At 71.0% G+C, this 16,471-nt stretch carries 15 protein-coding genes and 1 tRNA gene; 10 read left to right on the plus strand and 6 right to left on the minus strand.

The features are described from left to right. Positions 1-67: 67 nt before the first annotated feature. The 3 genes from GA0115233_RS36895 to GA0115233_RS36905 all read right to left on the minus strand — a co-directional run bounded on the left by GA0115233_RS36895 (position 68) and on the right by GA0115233_RS36905 (position 2,683). Positions 68-1,345 (minus strand): sensor histidine kinase, encoded by a 1,278-nt coding sequence (locus tag GA0115233_RS36895; protein WP_093724708.1) that lies wholly within the window; start codon positions 1,343-1,345, stop codon positions 68-70. Further along, the gene (locus GA0115233_RS36900; RefSeq protein WP_093724709.1) at positions 1,342-2,070 is read right to left on the minus strand and encodes a hypothetical protein; all 729 of its coding nucleotides are present in this window, start codon (positions 2,068-2,070) and stop codon (positions 1,342-1,344) included. Before GA0115233_RS36900 ends, GA0115233_RS36895 begins: the two co-directional genes overlap by 4 nt. A gap of 106 nt (positions 2,071-2,176) precedes the next feature. Further along, positions 2,177-2,683, minus strand: a complete 507-nt coding sequence (locus GA0115233_RS36905; protein ID WP_093724710.1) for a protein-tyrosine phosphatase family protein — start codon at positions 2,681-2,683, stop codon at positions 2,177-2,179. A 103-nt stretch (positions 2,684-2,786) separates the two neighbouring features. Between GA0115233_RS36905 and GA0115233_RS36910 the strand changes: the two genes are divergently transcribed. Continuing rightward, the gene (locus GA0115233_RS36910) at positions 2,787-3,590 is read left to right on the plus strand and encodes a nuclease-related domain-containing protein (protein WP_093724711.1); all 804 of its coding nucleotides are present in this window, start codon (positions 2,787-2,789) and stop codon (positions 3,588-3,590) included. 210 nt (positions 3,591-3,800) lie between these two features. Here GA0115233_RS36910 and ligD read toward each other — a convergent pair whose 3' ends face one another. Next, entirely contained in the window at positions 3,801-4,682 is an 882-nt protein-coding gene (ligD, locus tag GA0115233_RS36915; protein WP_093724712.1) for a non-homologous end-joining DNA ligase, read from the minus strand. Between the two features lie 63 nt (positions 4,683-4,745). Between ligD and GA0115233_RS36920 the strand changes: the two genes are divergently transcribed. Further along, on the plus strand, positions 4,746-5,804 hold the full coding sequence (locus tag GA0115233_RS36920) for a non-homologous end joining protein Ku (RefSeq protein ID WP_093724713.1): 1,059 nt from the start codon (positions 4,746-4,748) through the stop codon (positions 5,802-5,804). A gap of 38 nt (positions 5,805-5,842) precedes the next feature. Here the strand turns inward: GA0115233_RS36920 and GA0115233_RS36925 are convergent, their stop codons facing one another. Continuing rightward, complete coding sequence (locus GA0115233_RS36925; RefSeq protein WP_093724714.1) at positions 5,843-7,615, minus strand: beta-ketoacyl-[acyl-carrier-protein] synthase family protein; 1,773 nt, start codon at positions 7,613-7,615, stop codon at positions 5,843-5,845. 433 nt (positions 7,616-8,048) lie between these two features. Between GA0115233_RS36925 and GA0115233_RS42085 the strand changes: the two genes are divergently transcribed. Then, on the plus strand, positions 8,049-8,432 hold the full coding sequence (locus GA0115233_RS42085; RefSeq protein WP_093724715.1) for a DUF6083 domain-containing protein: 384 nt from the start codon (positions 8,049-8,051) through the stop codon (positions 8,430-8,432). Positions 8,433-8,562: 130 nt separating this feature from the next. Here the strand turns inward: GA0115233_RS42085 and GA0115233_RS36935 are convergent. Beyond that, positions 8,563-8,634 (minus strand) — tRNA-Arg (locus tag GA0115233_RS36935). Positions 8,635-8,739: 105 nt separating this feature from the next. Between GA0115233_RS36935 and GA0115233_RS36940 the strand changes: the two genes are divergently transcribed. The 7 genes from GA0115233_RS36940 to GA0115233_RS36970 all read left to right on the plus strand — a co-directional run. Beyond that, positions 8,740-9,255: a response regulator gene (locus GA0115233_RS36940; RefSeq protein WP_093724721.1), complete on the plus strand. Its 516-nt coding sequence runs from the start codon at positions 8,740-8,742 to the stop codon at positions 9,253-9,255. Positions 9,256-9,393: 138 nt separating this feature from the next. Further along, positions 9,394-10,527: an ArgS-related anticodon-binding protein NrtL gene (gene nrtL, locus GA0115233_RS36945; RefSeq protein ID WP_093724716.1), complete on the plus strand. Its 1,134-nt coding sequence runs from the start codon at positions 9,394-9,396 to the stop codon at positions 10,525-10,527. A 17-nt stretch (positions 10,528-10,544) separates the two neighbouring features. After that, on the plus strand, positions 10,545-11,936 hold the full coding sequence (lysA, locus tag GA0115233_RS36950; protein ID WP_093724717.1) for a diaminopimelate decarboxylase: 1,392 nt from the start codon (positions 10,545-10,547) through the stop codon (positions 11,934-11,936). Between the two features lie 158 nt (positions 11,937-12,094). Continuing rightward, a complete protein-coding gene (locus tag GA0115233_RS36955; RefSeq protein WP_093724718.1) occupies positions 12,095-13,387 on the plus strand; it encodes a homoserine dehydrogenase in 1,293 nt (430 codons plus the stop codon). Positions 13,388-13,393: 6 nt separating this feature from the next. After that, positions 13,394-14,452 (plus strand): threonine synthase, encoded by a 1,059-nt coding sequence (gene thrC, locus GA0115233_RS36960; RefSeq protein WP_093724719.1) that lies wholly within the window; start codon positions 13,394-13,396, stop codon positions 14,450-14,452. Positions 14,453-14,703: 251 nt separating this feature from the next. After that, a complete protein-coding gene (gene thrB, locus GA0115233_RS36965) occupies positions 14,704-15,621 on the plus strand; it encodes a homoserine kinase (RefSeq protein WP_093724720.1) in 918 nt (305 codons plus the stop codon). Between the two features lie 406 nt (positions 15,622-16,027). Beyond that, positions 16,028-16,471 (plus strand): Rho termination factor N-terminal domain-containing protein (locus tag GA0115233_RS36970; RefSeq protein ID WP_176712071.1); only part of this gene is annotated, 444 nt, incomplete at its 3' end.

Raw genomic sequence — 16,471 nt, forward strand, 5'->3', positions numbered from 1 at the left:
CCTCCGCCGCCCGGTCCGTCGGCGACGCCCGCCCCGTCCCCCGGCCCGCCAGGAGCTGGGTGACCCCTCACCTCGGCCGCAGGCCCGGCGCGCTGTCCTCGCCCCCGCCGTCCGGCAGGCGCAGTGTCGCCACCGCTCCGCCCTCCTCGGCGTTGGTGAAGGTCAGGCGGGCGCCCAGGACCTCCGCCTGGCCGAGTGCGATGGTGAGCCCCAGTCCGTGGCCCTTGGCGCCGGCCTCGGTGCGGAAGCGCTGCGGACCGTGCTCCAGCAGATAGGCCGGATACCCGTCCCCGTGGTCCCGCACCGTGATCCGCGGCCCGTCCACCTCCACCCGCACCGGAGCCCGCCCGTGCCGGTGCGCGTTGGCCACCAGGTTCCCCAGGACGCGCTCCAGCCGCCGCCGGTCGGTGTCCACCGGCACGTCCCGCACCACGTCGACCTCCGTCGGCTCCCCGGCCGCCCGCACCACCCGCTCGACCAGCGGCCCCAACTGCTCGGTGTCCACGTCGCGCCGCTCCCGCCCGGTGTCCAGCCGGGAGATCTCCAGCAGGTCCTCCGTCAGCGTGCGCAGTGCCGCCACCCGGTCGCGCACCAGCTCGGTCGGCCGCCCCGGCGGCAGCAGTTCCGCCGCCGCGTGCAGCCCGGTCAGCGGAGTCCGCAGCTCGTGCGCCACATCCGCGGTGAACCGCTGCTCGGCCTGGAGCTTGCCCTGCAACGACGCGGCCATGGAGTCCAGCGCGGAGGCCACCGCGGCCACCTCGTCCTGAGGCCGCGTCGGATCCTTCGTCCGCGGATCGTCCACCCGCGCGTCCAGGTCGCCGCCGCTGATCCGCCGGGCCACCCGCGCCGTGGCGTGCAGCCGCCGCGTCACCCGGGTCACCGCGAGCGCGCCGACCAGCAGCGTCACCCCGATGGCCAGCGCCGAGGACCACAGGATCGCCCGGTCGAGCGCCTCGATCGTGCGGGCACGCTGCGTGTAGTCCACCCGCACCGCCAGCGCCCGCGCGTTGTCCGCCGGGCCCGCCGCCCACATCGTCGGCCGCCCGTCGTGGTCGGCGACCATCGTGCCGCGCTCCCCGGAGACCGCCAGCTCCCGCAACTCCTCCGGCAGCCCCGGCGGATCGACGCCCGCGCCCGGCATCAGCCGGTCCCCGGCCTCGAACGCCGCGGTGGCGTCGGCGAGGTGGGACAGCGCCTCGGTCCGGGCCCGCCCGACGGTCTGATTGGTCACCGAGACATGCACGAGCACACCGAGCAGCGCCGCCAGCGCACAGCACATCACGGTGATGAACACGGCGGCCTTCGCGGCGAGCGTCCCGGCCCAGCGGGGCAGCGCGGGCCTCATCGGCCGCTCGCGGACGGCGTGGCCGACGGCTTCCGCGACGCCTTCTGCGACGGCTTGTGCGCGCCGGTACGCAGCATCTCGTCGTGGGTGAGCAGCATCGAGTTGGCGTCGGCGTCCCAGGTCCACTGGAGCCGGTACTCGTACCCGGGGACCTCCGAGGGAGAGCGGACGATCACCGACCGGCCGGCCAGCTCGACGGCGCTGACGGCGTCGTCGTAGGCCATGACCCGCACCAGCCGGTGCTTCTGGACGGTGTAGACGCGGATGGCGGTCAGCTTCTCGGGCAGCAGCCGGAAGCCGAGCGTGAGGTCCTCGTGGCCGTCGCCGTTGAGGTCCCGGTAGTAGGGCGTGAGGACGGGACAGCGGGCAGCCCGTTCACCGGCCGCCCCGCAGTCCGCCATCCGGGCGGCCGTCTCACGGTACGGAGCGTCGGCGGCGTCGTAGTCGTCGGGCTCGGACGCGATCTCGGCGCGCACCGCCGCCACCGGATCCACCTCACGGATGTCGTCGCCGGGCACCTCGACGCCCTTGACGACCTCGGTGGTCACCTCGCCGATCTCGTACGCCGGGGACGACGCGGGCGTCAGCTCCGGCCACAGCCGCGCCGGGCTCACCGCCGTCGGCGTGGCCCCCGCGCCGCGCAGCCCGCCGGCGTCACCGCAGCCCGCGGCGGCCGCCAGCACAAGGGCGACCGCGGCGGTCGTACGGATACGGCTGAGGGGCACGGTGCTCCTGTGGTTCTGAGGTGAGCGGTGGCCCCGACACCTTATTCAGAGGGAAGTCCCTATTCTCAGAGAAATCCGTCCCGCCCGCCCGGGCGGGCCGGAGCGATCACTCCGTCAGCTCCTCCAGCAGCCGGGCCGTGTGGAGCCCCGCACGCAGGTACTCGACGAAGAGGTCATTGTGCAGCGCCCAGGGGGAGCGCCGGGACCGTATCAGCCGGATCGCCGCGTCCGCCGAGTGCCCCCTGCGCATCAGCGTCTGCGCCACCACCAGCGCCGAGCGGTTGTAGCCGTGGTAGCAGCGCACCAGCACTGAACGGCCCGCGTCCAGCGCCTCCCCGGCGGCCTGCGCCAGCCGGATCACGCCCGCCAGCTGGGTCCCGTCCAGCGGCCCGTCCGGGATCGGCCAGACCTGGTGCTCCACCCCCGGGTCGGGCCCGTGCCCCGGCAGCCGCAGCAGCGTCTGCACCAGGTCGAACTCGTCCCGGACGACGACGAACTCCAGTTGGCCCGAGGCCGTACGGACCTCATGACCGCCCATCCACAGACCGGGCACGATCTCGTCCCACCGGGTGTCCGGGGCCGGAACGTCGGGTTGCTTCCTGCGGGTACGCAATTGGCGCCTCCCCCAACTTCCCCTCCCAAGTCCTCTCAAAGGTAACCGGGTTCTTGCCCCTGGAGCACCCCGCCTGTTCCCATGGTCAAAGGGGTGATGGTGCATGAGCGGACTGCGCGTCGTGCCGACCCGGCGCCACGGACAGGAACGGCTGTACGTCTGTCTCCCGGACGGCAGGAACATCGCCTGGTACGACAGGGAGGCGGCAAGGGTCAACCTGATCAGCGACGACCACAAGGACGACGTCCTGGAGGTGCTGGCACCCTTCCTCACGGGCCCGGTGACCGTGGGCCCGCCACCGGTGCCGACCCCGGCCGAACTGGCCCGGCTGACCCTCCATCCGGACGACGACCTGGCACCCAACCGGCCCGGCGAGGCCCTGCTGATCGACCTGGAACGCGACCCGGGCCCGACCCGCCGCCTGCGCACCGACCCCAGGCAGCGGGCGCTCACCGCCGAGCGGACGGTCGGGGAGGCCCTGGACCGCCTAGACGGCACGGGCTGGCACACCCTGCACTCCGTCCCGCTGCCCGGCGGCGCCCGCATCCACCACCTGGCCATCGGCCCGGCCGGCCTCTTCGCGGTCCACACCCTGTACGCGCGCAAGCAGCGCGTCCGGATCGCCGACCCCACGGTCACCGTCGGCCGCCGCGAGCCCCAGCCCCTGCTGCGCCGCGTCCGCGCCGACGCCGACCGCGCCTCGTACGCCCTGACCGCCGAGGTCCGCCCGGTACTGGCCCTGGCGGGCCCGGCGGACGTCTCGGTCACGGGCCCGGTCCGGGAGGTACGGATCCTCCAGGACACGGACCTGGCGGGCCTGGCCCGGCAGGGCGGGGTGCTCAAGCCGGGGGACGTGGAGGGGCTGCACGCGATGGCGCGGGACCGGAGGATCTGGGAGCGGGTGTAGGCCCGTATGTACGTGCGGCTTACGGGCTCGGCAGGGCCTGCGACTCGGTGAGTGGGTGCTACGGGCTCGGCAGGGCCTGCGACTCGGTGAGTGGTGCTACGGGCTCGGCAGGGCCTGCGACTCGGTGAGTGGTGCTACGGGCTCGGCAGGGCCTGCGACTCGGTGAGTGGTGCTACGCGCTCGGCAGGGCCTGCGACTCCGTGAGCGGTGCTACGCGCCCGGCAGTGACTGGGACTCGGTGAGCAGCGGTGCCAGCAGGTCGCCGTAGTCCTGGACGCGGGGCGGGATGTCGGGGGCGCCGAAGGCCAGCCGGCCGGGGGAGCGGCACTCCTCGACCTCCGCCCAGGTGACGGGCGCGGAGACCCAGGGCTCGGGGCGGGCGCGCAGGGTGTAGGGGGCGGCCGTGGTCTTGCGGGCGGCGTTCTGGCTCCAGTCGACGAACACCTTCCCCGGCCGCAGGCTGCGGGTCATCCGGTGCAGGGCGAGCCGGGGCATGGCCTCCTCGGCCTCCAGGGCGAGCTGCTTGGCGTACTCCGACACCTCCTCGGAGGAAGATCCCGAGACCGCGGCGAGCAGATGCAGCCCCTTGGAGCCGGAGGTCTTGGCGTAGGCGTCGATCCCGTCCTCGGCGAGCCGGTCCCGCAGCCACAGGGCGACCTCGCAGCACTCCACGACGGTCGCCGGGGAGCCCGGGTCGAGGTCCAGGACGAGCCGGTCGGCGACGCCGGGCGCCTGGGCGACCCACTGGTGGGTGTGGAACTCGGCGACCTGGTTCGCGGCCCACATCAGACTTGGCAGGTCCTGGACGAGCACCATCCGGGCGGGCCCGTCCGAACGGGGGACCTCGGCTGTGGTGACCCAGTCGGGCGTACCCGGCGGCACGTTCTTGGTGAAGAAGATCTGCCCGTCCGGCCCGTCCGGGTAGCGCAGGAAGGAGACCGGCCGGTCACGCAGATGAGGCAGGAACACCTCGGCGACGGTGGCGTAGTAGTGGAGCACCTCGCCCTTGGTGAAGCCGGTCGCCGGGTACAGCACCTTCTCCAGATTGCTGAGCGCGACCCGCCGCCCCTCCACCTCTGTGATCGGCGTCATACGATGAGAATCCCATGCAAACGGGACGAGTATGAAGAAAGTCCGCCATAGCGTGGCGAAAGGGTGCTGCACGTGAGATCCATATGGAACGGAGCCATCTCGTTCGGCCTGGTCAGCATCCCGATCAAGGTGGTGAACGCGACCGAGAGCCACTCCATCTCCTTCCGCCAGATCCACACTGAGGACGGCGGGCGCATCCGGTACCGGAAGTTCTGCGAGCTGGAGGACCGGGAGGTCAGCCAGTCGGAGATCGGCAAGGGGTACGAGGACGCGGACGGCACGATCGTGCCGATCACCGAGGAGGACCTCTCCCACCTGCCGCTGCCGACCGCGAAGACGATCGAGATCGTGGCCTTCGTCCCGTCCGACCGCATCGACCCGCTCCAGATGGACGCGGCGTACTACCTGGCCGCGAGCGGCGCCCCGGCCGCCAAGCCGTACACCCTGCTGCGCGAGGCCCTCAAGCGCAGCAACAAGGTCGCCATCGCGAAATTCGCCCTCCGCGGCCGTGAACGCCTGGGCATGCTGCGCGTGGTCGGCGACGCGATCGCCATGCACGGCCTGCTGTGGCCGGACGAGGTCCGTGCCCCCGAGGGCGTGGCCCCCGACGTGGACGTGACGGTCCGCGACAAGGAGCTGGACCTCGCGGACGCCCTCATGGACACCCTGGGCGAGGTCGACCTGGAGGACCTCCACGACGAGTACCGCGAGGCGGTGGAGGAGGTCATCGCCGCGAAGGCGGCGGGCGAGGCCCCGCCGGAGACTCCCGAGCCGGCCGAGGGCGGCAAGGTCCTGGACCTGATGGCCGCCCTGGAGAAGAGCGTCCGGGCGGCCAAGGAGTCCCGCGGCGAGGAACCGGCGGAGGTCACGCACCTCCCCCGCAAGACGTCGGCCCGCTCGACGCCGAAACAGACGACGGGGAAGAAGTCGACGGCGAAGAAGACGGCGACGTCGGGCTCCGGCTCGTCGAAGAAATCAACGGCGAAGAAGTCGACAGCGAAATCGACAGCGAAACCGACCGCGAAATCGACGGCGAAATCGACGGCGAAGAAGACGACGGCGAAGTCCACGGCCAAGAAGACGACCGCGAAGAAGACGAGCACGCGCAAGCGCTCTGCGTGACGCGTGCCCCCGCGTGACCTTGCGCGCCCCCGCTTGGCTCAGCCGGCCCGACGCAGGGCCAGAACGGCGTTGTGCCCACCGAACCCGAACGAGTTGCTGAGCACCAGATCCCCACGCGAGGGCAACTGGCGCGGAGCCCCGCACACCACATCGAGCCCCATGGAGTCGTCGACGTCCCCTTGGCACAGGGTGGGCGGCACGACTCCGTGATGGAGAGTGAGCGCGGCGGCAACGGCCTCCACCCCACCGGCGGCCCCCTGCAGATGCCCAAGGTGCCCCTTCAGGGCGGTAACCGGCACAGCCCGCCCCCCGAACACACTCCGCAGCGCCCCCGCCTCGGCGAGATCCCCCTCCACGGTGGCAGTGGCATGCGCGTTGACGTGTACGACGTCCACGAGATGCCCGCCGGCGTCCCGTACGGCCCGCCGCAGGGCAAGGGCGACCCCGTCCCCGGACGGATCCGGCGCCGCCATGTGATGGGCGTCGGCGGAAAGCCCCCACCCGGCGGCCTCGCAGTAGATCCGGGCCCCGCGAGCCCGAGCATGCTCCTCGGCCTCAAGTACGAGCACCCCGGCCCCTTCCCCGTTGACGAACCCGTCCCGCTCCTTCCCGAACGGCCGCGAGGGCGACCCGGAGTCAACGCCCCCGGAGGCAAGGGCCCGCATGGAGGCGAAGGAGGCCATGATGGCGGGCGTGACAACGGCCTCGGCCCCACCGGCGAGGGCGACATCGACCCGTCCGTACCGAATCCGGTCGACGGCCTCCCCAATGGCCTCGGTCCCGGAGGCACAGGCACTGGTGACGGTGCGGGCCTCACCGGTGATGTGCAGATCGAGTGACACCTGAGAGGCGGCCTGCGAGGGCACGGTCATGGGAGTGGTGAGCGGCGAAACGGCCCGGGCCCCCTTGTCCCGCAGCCGCCGATCCCCACCGACGAGCACGGAGGCGTCCCCGAGGATGGCCCCGAGACTGACTCCCACCCGCTCGGCCGGAACGCCACTCTCCCGGGTCCCCCCTTCCCTGAACCCGGCATCAACCCATGCCTCCCTGGCGGCAAGCACAGCAAACTGAGCGGCCCGATTCATCCGCCGAGCAGCGGCACGGGGAAGAAGCGCTGCGGGATCGACGGGCACAACCCCAGCAACCCGCACAGGCAACTCGGCGAACTCGTCCCCTTCCAACTCCCGTATCCCATGCCGCCCGTCGAGCAGCCCCTGCCACAACTCCCCAACCCCCACCCCCAAGGGCGAAACGGCCCCCAGCCCGGTGACAACAACCCGCCGCCCACGAGCCTCCCCACCTGCGGATGAGGCGGATCCCCGCCCCACGTACCGCACGACGAACCCGTCCCGATCGGCGTCCCGGGCCCACCCCCGAACAGCCTCGTCCCCAACGGACTCGCCCTCCCCGCCTCCCGTCGGCGCATCCAGATCCCGGTGCCACACCCCCCACCGCCGCACGTACACGACCTCGTCCGCCAACGGATCGACGGCCCTGAGCGAGGTGACCCGATCCCCGTCCCGGAACGGAACACCGTCGAGCGCCCCAGAGGACACAAGCGGTACGTCGGCGACATCAAGCCGCCGACAATCAACCGTCACCACCCGCTCCCGCTGCAGCAGTTCCTCCCGGTCCACCCCACCCAACGGCGGCCGCAACACCACCCGAATCGCCTCCGGCGACTCGGGCACGGTGTGCATGACGACGAACCACCGCTGCGCATCGACATCTTGAGGCGACAACGCAACCAGGTCCCCCGGAATGACCTCGGCAGCGCTGACAGAGTGCGGGCGTATGGGTACTTGACGCATATCTGTACTGCTTCCTATGACCCCGAGTGCTCTTGTCGGACTTGTCCGAGTGAACGCGACGAACCACACGGAGGCCATACTTGAATCGCAAACCACCACAGACTGTGTGGCGGCCGATCGATCGGGAGTGCACAACGCCCAGCCCCGCGGCGGGAGTTACCGTATGCCCCTTTTGGGCTGATGTGTGAAAGGTCACCTCCGCGCGTGACGCAGCGTCACGTAAACCGGGGCGGCTCACGCCGTGAGCATGCTGGCGGCATCCTCCCGTCGCACATGCGGGGGCTTTCGCTGTCTCTCGGCCTTGTGCTGATGGCCTTTGGTTGCGATCTGCGCCTGCCGCGTCGCATTTCACCCCGCTGGAAGTCGCCCGTCTCAACGGATTCGTCCGGATAGCGCCCTACGCCCGGAGTGCCGAGCTGGCCACCCTCACGGTATGGGGGCCTTAGGCGAGAAACCGCGGCGGTTGGATGGCGGGCAGTCCCGGTGTCCGAGGTGTGGGCTGGCAGGGGACTGGGCGGCGACGCTCGACCATGACTGGGTGCTGTTGGAGCCGGACATGCGTCCGTTGGCTCACACGGTGCCGGCGGACCGCCGATGGATCGAGCTGTCCGACGGACGGGTGACGGTCTACGGGGTGTGTCCGCCTGATCAGTTCCAGCGGTGCCGCATCGAGCACGACCTCGCTTGTCCAGCACAGCCCCTACCCGACCTGTGGCCATGGTTGACGAGCCTGCGGGACGAGAACGCACGGCGAGTGGAGCGTCAGAACGATCCGGAGCCGCCCACTCCTCCGGAGCTATGGCCGGACGCGGGCTAAGGAACTACGGCGCTGGCCAGGGTGGACAGCCCCGACGTAGGGCCGCTCAGCGCTGCACACGGCACAAACACGAAGACCCCGTCCGCAGCGTTCGCGCTGTTGGCGGGGTCTTTAGGCACCTTCTGCAAGGTGCCCCCGGCAGGATTCGAACCTGCGCACACGGCTCCGGAGGCCGTTGCTCTATCCCCTGAGCTACGGGGGCTTGTCGTGTCCGCCCTTGCTGGCGGCGACGGGTAGAACACTACCAGCTCCGGTGGGGTGTTCATGAACGTGTTTCTCGGGGTGGGGGCGCCCGCAGGGGGTGGAAGTGGGCAAAACCCGGACGCGGTGGCCGGTCCGGACCTACTCTCAACTTGTGCCAGGCGCGTCGGGTCGGGTGCTTGTTGTGGACGACAACAAGGTCATCCGGCAGCTGATCAGGGTCAATCTCGAACTGGAGGGGTTCGAGGTCGTGACCGCGGCCGATGGTGCCGAGTGTCTGGACGTCGTGCATCAGGTGCAGCCCGACGTCGTCACCATGGACGTCGTCATGCCCCGGCTGGACGGGCTGCGCACCGCCGCCCGGCTGCGTTCCGATCCCCGTACCCGGGAACTCCCTCTCGTCATCGTCAGCGCCTGTACGCAGTACGAGGTCGACACCGGCCTCGATGTCGGTGTGGACGCCTTCCTCGCCAAGCCCTTCGAGCCTGCCGAACTTGTCCGTCTGGTTGGGAAGTTGATCGAGCGGGCTCGTAGCCGGGCCGGTAACGGTGTGGGTGCTGGCGCCAGTGCCAGTGCCGGCGGGAGTGGGAGGGCAGGCACGCCCGGCGACGGGCCCGCCTAGGCTCGGCCCAGTGGCCTCTCCAGTGGCCTCTCCAGTGGCCCCGGCGGCTCCCAGCCTCCGCCCCACCCCGTCCCACATCTCGGACGATCGTCCAAACCCGCTCGCTTACCCACCCCCCTCCTCCCATACGCTTGTCCCGTGACCCCCGTCGAGCTCTCCCGTACCGTGCTGCGCGCGGTGCGTCGTGCTGTCGATCAGGGGGAACTGCGCGTCGCCGTGCCGGAGCGGGTCGTCGTTACCGTGCCGGGGCCCGGGGGGTGCGGGGACTACGCCACCAACGTCGCCCTTCAGCTCGCCCGGCCTGCCGGGGAGGCTCCGCTGCGCGTCGCCGAGATTCTGCGGCAGCAGCTTGTCGAGGTCGGGGAGGATCTCGTCGACGACGTCGTCGTCACCGGGCCCGGCTTCCTCAACTTCCGGCTGCGTGGCAACGCGCCCGCCGGGCTCGTCGAGGACATCCTGCGGGGCGGGACGCGGTACGGGTTCAGTGAGCAGCTCGGTGGGCAGGTCGTGCACCTGCACGCGCCGTGCGAGGTGCGTGCCGTCGTCGTCATGGACTCCGTCGGCCGCCTGCTGCGGTCCCAGGGCGCCCGCGTGCAGCTCAGCTACGACTCCCCGCCCCCGGAGGAACCGGCGGGATGGGAGAACCTCCTGGGCGTACGCGTCGACCACGGCTCCGAGGTCGCTGTCCCCACCACCGGCCCGCCGACCGTCGGCGCCGTCCACCTACGGCCCGTCCCCGCCCCCTCCGATCCGCTCCCTCTCGGCCCCGACGCCGCCCGCTGGGCCCTGCTCCATCCCGCCCCCCACGACCGGCCCCGCATCACCGACGAGCACCTGGTCCAGCGCGAGGCCAACCCCCTCTTCCGGGTCCGCTACGCCCACGCCCGCACCCGCGCCCTCACCCGCAACGCCGCCGACCTCGGCTTCACGAGCGAGCCCGGTCCCATCGGCCGTACCGCCGCCGACCTCGGCTTCACCGGCGAACCCGGCCCCACAGGCCGTACCGCCGAAGCCCACGCCCTCGCCGCCACCCTCGCCGACCACCCCCGCATCCTCCTCACCTCCGCCACCCGTCACACCCCCGACCGTCTCGCCCGGCACCTCGTCGACGTCGCCGATGCCGTTCTCGCGTTCCTGCCCGCCGTGCTGCCCCGCGGTGCGGAGAAACCCTCGGCCGCCCACCGTGCCCGGCTGGCTCTCGCCGAAGCCGCCGGGGCGGTGCTGGCCGGTGGCCTGTCCCTGCTCGGCATCGACGCACCCGAACATCTCTGAGGAAGCCAACAAGAGTCATGAGCCGTTCCGCACACCCCGCCGGGCCCCGTCACGCCGATGTCCTGCCCGAGGGCCACTACTCCGGCCCGCCCGCCGACCTCAACGCCCTCGACCCCAAGGTGTGGGCCCAGACCGTCCGGCGGGACGAGCACGGGGTTGTCACCGTGGGGGGCGTTGACGTGCAGACCCTCGCGGAGCAGCACGGCACGCCCGCCTACGTCCTCGACGAGGCCGACTTCCGGGCCCGGGCCCGCGCCTGGCGTACCGCCTTCGGCAGCGAGGCCGACGTCTTCTACGCGGGCAAGGCCTTCCTCTCCCGTGCCGTCGTGCGGTGGCTGTACGAGGAGGGGCTCAACCTCGACGTGTGCTCCGGTGGGGAGCTTGCGACAGCGCTGTCCGGTGGGATGCCCGCCGAGCGGATCGCCTTTCACGGGAACAACAAGTCCAAGGACGAGATCCGGCGCGCCATCGAGGCCGGGGTCGGGCGGATCGTCCTCGACTCCTTCCAGGAGATCGTCCGCGTCGCCCACATCGCGCGGGAGCTGGGCAAGCGGCAGCGGGTGCAGATCCGTATCACCGTCGGCGTCGAGGCGCACACCCACGAGTTCATCGCCACCGCCCACGAGGACCAGAAGTTCGGTATCCCGCTGGCCGGGGGACAGGCCGCGGAGGCCGTGCGGCGGGCGCTGCAGCTCGACTCGCTGGAGCTGATCGGGATCCACTCCCACATCGGCTCGCAGATCTTCGACATGAGCGGTTTCGAGGTCGCCGCCCACCGCGTCGTCGGGCTGCTCAAGGACATCCGGGACGAGCACGGCGTGGAACTGCCCGAGATCGATCTCGGGGGTGGGCTCGGAATCGCGTACACCAGTGACGACGATCCTCGTGAGCCGCACGAGATCGCCAAGGCGCTCACCGAGATCGTCACCCGTGAGTGTGAGGGTGCCCGGTTGCGTACGCCGCGGATTTCCGTGGAGCCCGGGCGGGCCATTGTCGGGCCCACCGCCTTCACCCTCTACGAGGTCGGCACCGTCAAGCCGCTCGACGGGCTGCGCACCTACGTCTCCGTCGACGGCGGCATGTCCGACAACATCCGCACCGCGCTCTACGACGCCGAGTACAGCGTCGCGCTGGTCTCCCGCACCTCCGACGCCGAGCCGATGCTGGCGCGGGTGGTCGGCAAGCACTGCGAGAGCGGGGACATCGTGGTGAAGGACGCGTTCCTGCCGTCCGACCTGGCACCGGGTGACCTGATCGCCGTACCGGCGACCGGGGCCTACTGCCGGTCCATGGCCAGCAACTACAACCATGTGCTCCGGCCGCCCGTCGTCGCCGTGCGCGACGGCGAGTCCCGGGTGATCGTCCGGCGGGAGACGGAGGAGGATCTGCTGCGTCTCGACGTCGGCTGAGCCCTCGGACAAACGGCGGGAAAGGGCGGCGGGAGATCTTCCGGTTCTCACCTGCCAACATAATGAAATAGTCGTCTCACGATCCGGACCAGAGATAGAAACTCCGGTCCGGTGAGTGAGACTGGTCCAACCGTAGAAGGTAAAGGAAACGAGGTCGGATGATGCGTACGCGTCCGCTGAAGGTGGCGCTGCTGGGCTGTGGAGTGGTCGGCTCAGAGGTGGCGCGCATCATGACGACGCACGCGGACGACCTCGCCGCCCGCATCGGTGCCCCCGTCGAACTCGCCGGTGTCGCCGTGCGGCGGCCCGACAAGGTGCGCGAGGGCATCGCGCGGGAGCTGATCACCACCGACGCCACCGCGCTGGTCAAACGCGGCGACATCGACGTGGTCGTCGAGGTCATCGGCGGTATCGAGCCCGCCCGTTCGCTGATCACCACCGCCTTCGAGCACGGCGCCTCGGTCGTCTCCGCCAACAAGGCGCTGCTCGCCCAGGACGGCGCCGATCTGCACGCCGCCGCCGAGGCCCACGGCAAGGACCTCTACTACGAGGCCGCCGTCGCCGGTGCCATCCCGCTGATCCGCCCGCTGCGCGAGTCCCTCGCCGGCGACAAGGTCAACCGGGTGCTCGGCATCGTCAACGGCACCACCAACTTCATCCTCGACAAGATGGACACCACGGGGGCCGGCTACCAGGAGGCCCTCGACGAGGCCACCGCCCTCGGGTACGCCGAGGCCGACCCCACCGCCGACGTGGAGGGCTTCGACGCCGCCGCCAAGGCCGCCATCCTCGCCGGGATCGCCTTCCACACGCGCGTACGCCTCGACGACGTCTACCGCGAGGGCATGACCGAGGTCACCGCCGCCGACTTCGCCTCCGCCAAGGAGATGGGCTGCACCATCAAGCTGCTCGCCATCTGCGAGCGGGCCGAGGACGGCCAGTCGGTCACCGCGCGCGTGCACCCCGCGATGATCCCGCTCACGCACCCGCTCGCCTCCGTGCGCGGCGCGTACAACGCCGTCTTCGTCGAGTCCGACGCCTCCGGCCAGCTGATGTTCTACGGCCCCGGCGCGGGCGGCGCCCCGACCGCCTCCGCCGTCCTCGGTGACCTGGTCGCCGTCTGCCGCAACCGGCTCAGCGGCACCACCGGACCCGGCGAGTCCGCGTACGCCGCCCTGCCCGTCTCGGGTATGGGCGAGGTCGTCACGCGCTACCACATCAGCCTCGACGTCGCCGACAAACCGGGCGTACTGGCCCAGGTGGCGACCGTCTTCGCCGACCACGACGTCTCGATCGATACGGTTCGGCAGCAGGGCAAGGACGGCGAGGCGTCCCTCGTCGTCGTGACTCACCGTGCGTCCGACGCGGCCCTCGGCGGCACCGTCGAGGCGTTGCGCAAGCTCGACACCGTGCGCGGTGTCGCCAGCATCATGCGGGTTGAAGGAGAGTAACCAGCAATGACCCACCAGTGGCGCGGAATCATCGAGGAGTACCGGGACCGGCTGCCGGTATCCGACACCACGCAGGTCGTGACGCTCCGCGAGGGCGGTACGCCGCTCGTGCCCGCGCAGGTGCTCTCCGAGCGCACCGGTTGCGAGGTCCATCTGAAGGTGGAGGGTGCCAACCCCACCGGCTCCTTCAAGGACCGCGGCATGACGATGGCCATCACGCGGGCCAAGGAGGAGGGCGCGAAGGCGGTCATCTGCGCCTCCACCGGCAACACCTCGGCCTCCGCCGCCGCTTACGCCGTACGCGCGGGAATGGTTTCGGCCGTTCTTGTCCCGCAGGGGAAGATCGCGCTCGGCAAGATGGGGCAGGCGCTGGTGCACGGCGCGAAGATCCTCCAGGTCGACGGAAACTTCGACGACTGCCTCACACTGGCCCGTTCGCTCAGCGACAACTACCCCGTGGCGCTGGTCAATTCGGTCAATCCGGTGCGTATCGAGGGCCAGAAGACGGCCTCGTTCGAGATCGTGGACATGCTCGGCGACGCCCCCGACATCCACGTCCTGCCGGTCGGCAACGCGGGCAACATCACCGCGTACTGGAAGGGTTACAAGGAGTACGCCGCCGACGGTGTCTCAAAGCGGACCCCGCGCATGTGGGGTTTTCAGGCGTCCGGCTCCGCGCCCATCGTGCGCGGTGAGGTCGTCAAGGACCCGTCGACGATCGCCACCGCGATCCGGATCGGCAACCCCGCCTCCTGGCAGTACGCGCTTGCGGCCCGGGACGAGTCCGGCGGCCTCATCGAGGAGGTGACGGACCGTGAGATCCTGCGCGCCTACCGGCTGTTGGCCTCGCAGGAGGGTGTCTTCGTGGAGCCCGCCTCCGCCGCCTCCGTGGCCGGTCTGCTCAAGGCCGCCGAGCAGGGCAAGGTCGACCCGGGCCAGACGATCGTGTGCACCGTCACCGGCAACGGTCTGAAGGACCCCGACTGGGCCGTCGCCGGCGCCCCGCAGCCCGTCACGGTGCCCGTCGACGCGGCCACCGCGGCCGAGCGCCTCGGCCTGGCCTGACCGCCCGGAACAGCACGTTCCACCGTTTCAAACGGCACGAGGGTGCACAGGGGGCTTGCGACACGCATCGTGCGCCTCCTGTGCGCCCTATGTCGCCACAGAACCTTCCTTCGATAGGCTGTACTGAACCCGCCCGCCGCATATGCCCGAGCATCCGGTGGGCCGCCGCGCCGTTTCCCACGGCCCGAGGGTCATCCCGTACGTATCGAATGTCTTCGACAATCACGCAGCTCAAGGAGAGTCATCGAGCGATGGCCGGTCCAGCGTTCCGCGCCGCCGCCGTCCGGGTGCGCGTCCCCGCCACCAGCGCCAACCTCGGCCCGGGCTTCGACGCCCTCGGCCTGTCGCTGGGGCTCTACGACGACGTGGTCGTCCGGGTGGCCGACTCCGGGCTGCACATCGACATCGCGGGTGAGGGCAGCGAGACGCTGCCGCGTGACGAGAGCCATCTGCTCGTCCGCTCGCTGCGCACCGCCTTCGACCTGCTCGGCGGACAGCCGCGCGGCCTGGAGATCGTCTGCGCCAACCGCATTCCGCACGGCCGCGGCCTGGGCTCCTCCTCCGCAGCCATCTGCGCCGGAATCGTCGCCGCCCGTGCCGTGACCATAGGCGGTGAGTCCCGCCTCGACGACGCCGCGCTGCTGGAGCTGGCCACCGAGATCGAGGGCCACCCCGACAACGTCGCGGCCTGTCTGCTCGGCGGTTTCACCCTCTCCTGGATGGAGGCCGGCGCCGCCCGCGCGATCAGGATGGATCCCGCCGATTCCATCGTTCCGGTGGTTTTCGTGCCCGGGAAGCCGGTCCTCACCGAGACCGCGCGCGGCCTTCTCCCGCGCACCGTGCCGCATGTCGACGCCGCCGCCAACGCGGGCCGTGCCGCCCTGCTCGTCGAGGCCCTGACCAGGCGCCCCGAGCTGCTGCTGCCCGCCACCGAGGACCGTCTTCACCAGGAGTACCGCGCCCCGGCCATGCCGGAGAGCGCCGCACTGGTGGAGCGACTGCGTGCCGACGGGATTCCCGCGGTGATCTCCGGAGCAGGACCCACCGTGCTGGCGCTGGCCGACGAGGCCAGTGCCGACAAGGTGGCCGATTCGGCAGGTGAGGGCTGGGCCGCGAACCGGCTCCAGCTCGACGCCCGGGGAGCGAGCGTGCTGCCGCTTGCTCCCTGACACACGGTTGCCGGATTAAGAGAGGGGGAATGTTTGTTGGATCCGGTAGTGTTAACCTCAAGTCTGCACCCGACCCCACCATGGCGAGGTGCTTTGTGTCCCCGTCCGGGACAGACATTCTTCCGGGAGCCTCCCAAGCCGCACTGTGTTCCGTACGTCGTATGCGGGCAGTACCTCGTACACGAGCATTGAGCGACTTGCCGGGCACGCTCCGGAACCGGTGCGACCAGGCCACCTGACATTGACACTCGGTGTCACGGCTTGGGCAAGCGCCAATCATCGATATTTCTTCCGCCGCACAGGGCGGACCACCGCCCCGGCCGGTCCACGACAAGGACCACAGCCGGACAGCACAACCGGTCGCCGAGCCAGACAGGCCGACGTCCGCTCCAGGGAAGGACCCTTCGTGAGCGACACCACCGATCTGATGGGCGCACGTGTCGAGGAGACCGCTGCCGCGCCCGCCACGGACGCCTCCGCGCCTGCCACCGGTGCCGGCTCCCGGCGGCGCCGCGGTACCGGCCTTGAGGGCATGGTGCTGGCCGAGCTTCAGCAGGTCGCATCCGGCCTCGGTATCAGGGGCACGGCGCGCATGCGCAAGAGCCAGCTGATCGAGGTCATCAAGGAGGCGCAGGCGGCGGGAGGTGCCGCGGCTCCCAAGGCGGAGGCCGCCGCCGAGACCAAGCCGAAGCGCCGGGCCACCTCCAAGGCCCGCACCGGCGAGGACGCGCCCGCCAAGAAGGCGGCGAAGGCCGAGGCGCCCGCCGAGAAGGCCGTGGCGCAGCAGCAGATCGAGATCCCCGGCCAGCCGGCCGGCCGTGCGAGCGAGACCGAGCGCGCCGCGGACGAG

It is taken from the genome of Streptomyces sp. DI166, assembly GCF_900091315.1.
Classification (GTDB): Bacteria; Actinomycetota; Actinomycetes; order Streptomycetales; family Streptomycetaceae; genus Streptomyces; species Streptomyces fuscus.